Origin of the sequence: Seonamhaeicola sp., from assembly GCF_028281565.1 — a bacterium.
In the GTDB taxonomy this organism is placed as follows: Bacteria; Bacteroidota; Bacteroidia; order Flavobacteriales; family Flavobacteriaceae; genus Seonamhaeicola.
Map to the genome: position 1 here is coordinate 1 of NZ_JANQJQ010000031.1, position 4,004 is coordinate 4,004.

The window sequence follows — 4,004 nt, forward strand, 5'->3', positions numbered from 1 at the left end:
TTCGGCTTGCATCACTTCGGCCTTACAGTCTGAAGAAGCTTCATCCAATAAAGGTTGTAACCACTTATCTCTTCCTGCTTCCATGTGAATATCGGATGCAATACGTTTGGCTACTAAAACCGTCTCTACACAGGGACAGTCCTTTAGGGCTTCGTCTACGATACCTTTTAGGTCAATGGTTTTAGCACCTCGGTAGGAACCGTCACTTGTGATCACCATCTTACACTCGGAATCATTAATCCTGGTGGACAGGGCTGTGGAGGAAAAGCCGGCAAATACCACAGAGTGGATGGCTCCTATCCTGGCACAGGCCAATACCGATACAGCCAACTCCGGTATCATGGGCAGGTAAATACAAACACGATCCCCTTTACCTATTCCCTGTTTTTTTAATACGTTGGCAAATTTGTTGACACGCTCTGAAAGTTGGTTGTAGGTTATTGTTTCAGCTTCCTCATTGGGATCGTTGGGCTCAAATAAAATGGCCGTCTTGTCCCCCCTGGTGGCCAGGTGCCGGTCGATACAATTCTCTGTTATATTTAATTGTGCGCCTTCAAACCATTTTATTTCAGGCTTTGAAAAGTCCCAACTCAAAACTTTATCCCATTTCCTGCGCCACATAAAATGTTCTTCAGCAATCTCTTCCCAGAAACTTTCCGGATCCCGGACCGATTTCCTATAGACCTGGTAATATTCTTCTAAATGTTTTATGTGGTAATTACTCATGTGATTTTTTTAATGATTATGTGCTTTACCGGCACCACTAGGTATTCTTATATTTTCAACTATCAATTGAACCTCTTTTGATGGGGGCGGTGTGAACTTTGAAATAATTAAAGACACCACAAAATTTATAATCATGGCAACGGTACCGAAACCTTCTGGAGATACTCCAAACCACCAATCTTCCTTGGTGCCTCCTCCAAACCAATCAAACTTAAATTTTGCCATATAGAATAGCATTAGTAATGTTCCTGTTACCATACCTGCAATAGCGCCTTCTTTATTCATACGTTTACTGAAAATCCCTAAAATAATGGCCGGGAAGAATGATGCGGCTGCCAGACCAAATGCCAGAGCCACTGTTGCGGCCACAAAATCAGGTGGATTGATACCAAAATAGCCCGCTACACATACAGCTATAACTGCGGATAAGCGGGCTACGACTAACTCTCCTCGTTCTGAAATATTTGGCTTTATCATTTTTTTTATCAAATCGTGCGACACTGAGGCTGAGATTACCAAGAGTAGGCCTGCAGCCGTTGATAATGCAGCAGCCAATGCTCCAGCAGCCACCAAGGCAATGACCCAATTTGGTAATTTAGCTATTTCGGGATTGGCCAATACCATGATGTCTTTGTCCACGATCAGCTCATTTTTAGTGTCATCAGCAAGGTATTGTATTTTACCATCCTTATTTTTGTCATCAAAAGTTATTAGTCCGGTAGTTTCCCAATTGGAGAACCACGATGGCAACTGGGCATATTTTTTATTGCTTACTGTTTCAATCATATTGGTTCTGGCAAAAACCGCAATGGCCGGAGCAGTAGTATATAATATGGCAATAAACAATAAGGCCCAACCTGCTGATTTACGTGCATCTCTTACCCGTTTTACGGTAAAAAACCTTACGATGACATGAGGCAATCCTGCGGTTCCTACCATTAAGGCCGCGGTTATAAAAAACACATCCATAATAGATTTATTTCCTGATGTGTATTTATGAAATCCTAACTCCCTGTGCAACCCATCGAGTTTGTCCAATAGGTATATACCATCATCTCCTTTGTCTCCAAAACCTAACTGGGGTATGGGGTTGCCCGTCATTTGAATCGAGATAAAAATTGCCGGTACCATAAATGCAAATATGAGTACGCAATACTGCGCCACCTGGGTATAGGTGATGCCTTTCATCCCTCCTAGTACTGCATAAAACAATACTATAATCATTCCTATTATAACGCCCGTATTAATATCGACTTCTAAAAAACGGGAAAATACAAGACCTACCCCTCGCATTTGGCCCGCCACATAAGTGAATGAAATTAATAAGGCACAAAATACCGCCACCGTACGCGCTATATCGGAATAATACCTGTCACCAATAAAATCGGGTACGGTAAATTTTCCAAACTTTCTAAGGTAGGGAGCTAGCAGTAATGCTAATAATACATAACCGCCGGTCCAGCCCATTAAGTATACAGAGCCGTCATAGCCACTAAAGGAAATCAAGCCTGCCATTGAGATGAAAGAAGCTGCACTCATCCAGTCGGCTGCAGTGGCCAGTCCATTGGCCAAAGGCGAAACACCTCCCCCGGCAACATAAAAATCCTTTGTAGATCCTGCCCTCGACCATATGGCAATTCCAATGTATAACGTAAAAGTGATTCCTATAAGTACCCAGGTCCATGTCTGTATATCCATAATTATTTGTCCAGGTTATATTTTTTATCGAGTTTGTTCATTAGCATCACGTATATAAAAATCAAAACGACAAACACATAGATTGCCCCTTGTTGGGCAAACCAAAAGCCAAGCTTAAAGCCGCCAAACTTTATAGTGTTTAGTCCCTCTACCCATACAATCCCAAAGCCATAGGAAACTATGAACCATATACTCAGCAGTATTGCCAGGTATCTTAAATTCTCTTTCCAATATTTTTGTTTTGACTTTTTTGACATTTGATTTCGTATTAAAAGTTTACCTCTAATAAATTTTTAATAATATTATCCATAGGACGCTTTACAAACGACCTGATTGTAATATGTCTTTCTCTGGCTTCCTCTAAAATATAGTCTTGAAAGAAGTAGGCTATAGAACCAACAAAATGAATAGGATGTTCTTCGAGTTCTGTGTTATAACAACTAATAAGATTGTCAAATAACACTTTAATGCCCTGTTCAATAATGCCTCTCAAAAATGGGGCTTCTCGATGCTCAATCAAAAAGGGCGTAAAGCTTGCTAGGTAACCACTGGGGTTCTCCTTGTCATAAAGACTTTTGAGCACTGTTTCTAAAGACACATCAAAGACACCCTCAAATTCATCTTTCAAATGTAATGGCATCTTATTGTAGAAATAGGTATTTAACAACTTTTTTCCAAAGTAATTGCCGCTACCTTCATCCATCACCATATACCCCAGTGATTCCTGGTGCACATGTATCTTTTCTCCGTCGTAATAACAACAATTGGAGCCTGTTCCTAAAATACAAACAACTCCAGGTATCGATGTAGTTCCATGTACCGCTGCCATCAAATCTTCTTCCACAAGCACACTTGCCCTTGGAAAAAATTCTGTAAGAGCCTTTAAAATAAATGCCTTAGACGCGGTACTTCCACACCCGGCTCCATAAAATAAAACGGTCCTGACTCCTTGATGAATACCTCTTAAGACCCTATTTCCAAATAAAATATCACTAATTTGGGATATATTGAGTAATACCGGGTTTATACCCTGGGTCGTTATTCTGGAAATAACATTTTTACTTGAATCTAATAATACCCAATCACATTTCGTAGAGCCACTATCTGCTATTAGTATCATATGTTACTGATTTTTTCTTTTTGATGTTTGAGCATTGGACCATAAATCAAAATGCAGGCATTATACAATACCTTTAATTCATTGGACAAAATTTCTCCTGCTTTTTTAGATTTATTATGAATGATTATCTGTAAACAAACCTGCTCCGACTCTTTGGATGTGTTAGCTATTTGCAACCACCCATTGGGATGGTATACCTTAAGTCCGTTTTGTTCTTCCTGTAGACACAAGTCAAACTCTCCGGACACCCAGTTTATAAACTTATCGTATTGCCCCTGGGGTATTCCGGCCTCCTTATAGGTCCACCTGTAATATGGCGCCTGGTATGTAATATCCTCTAAAACCATCTGGATTTTCTAATATTAAGCTACCCCAAATCAGTCAATCATGAAAAACATCCCGGGGTAGCTTTCAACCAAACTAAAACTAACTCAACTCAAAACATATCTTAATATTCCCA

Annotated in this window: 5 protein-coding genes; all 5 read right to left on the minus strand. The window is 40.1% G+C overall.

The genetic code is table 11. The features are described from left to right. Positions 1-726, minus strand: a 726-nt coding sequence (locus tag Q0983_RS14980) for an AMP-binding protein (protein ID WP_299555059.1), incomplete at its 3' end; no start/stop codon positions are given. A gap of 9 nt (positions 727-735) precedes the next feature. Then, complete coding sequence (locus Q0983_RS14985) at positions 736-2,424, minus strand: sodium:solute symporter family protein (RefSeq protein WP_299555062.1); 1,689 nt, start codon at positions 2,422-2,424, stop codon at positions 736-738. A 2-nt stretch (positions 2,425-2,426) separates the two neighbouring features. Next, entirely contained in the window at positions 2,427-2,681 is a 255-nt protein-coding gene (locus Q0983_RS14990) for a DUF4212 domain-containing protein (RefSeq protein WP_299555065.1), read from the minus strand. An 11-nt stretch (positions 2,682-2,692) separates the two neighbouring features. Continuing rightward, positions 2,693-3,544, minus strand: coding sequence for an N-acetylglucosamine kinase (locus tag Q0983_RS14995; protein WP_299555068.1), 852 nt, complete (start codon positions 3,542-3,544; stop codon positions 2,693-2,695). After that, complete coding sequence (locus tag Q0983_RS15000; RefSeq protein ID WP_299555071.1) at positions 3,541-3,891, minus strand: hypothetical protein; 351 nt, start codon at positions 3,889-3,891, stop codon at positions 3,541-3,543. Before Q0983_RS15000 ends, Q0983_RS14995 begins: the two co-directional genes overlap by 4 nt. Positions 3,892-4,004 lie beyond the last annotated feature (113 nt).

What these genes read in the sequence shown, in the direction of transcription:
- Q0983_RS14995 (WP_299555068.1), bottom strand. Translation starts at nt 3,544, where the DNA reads ATGATACTAATAGCAGATAGTGGCTCTACGAAATGTGATTGGGTATTA.
- Q0983_RS14985 (WP_299555062.1), bottom strand. Translation starts at nt 2,424, where the DNA reads ATGGATATACAGACATGGACCTGGGTACTTATAGGAATCACTTTTACG.
- Q0983_RS14990 (WP_299555065.1), bottom strand. Translation starts at nt 2,681, where the DNA reads ATGTCAAAAAAGTCAAAACAAAAATATTGGAAAGAGAATTTAAGATAC.
- Q0983_RS15000 (WP_299555071.1), bottom strand. Translation starts at nt 3,891, where the DNA reads ATGGTTTTAGAGGATATTACATACCAGGCGCCATATTACAGGTGGACC.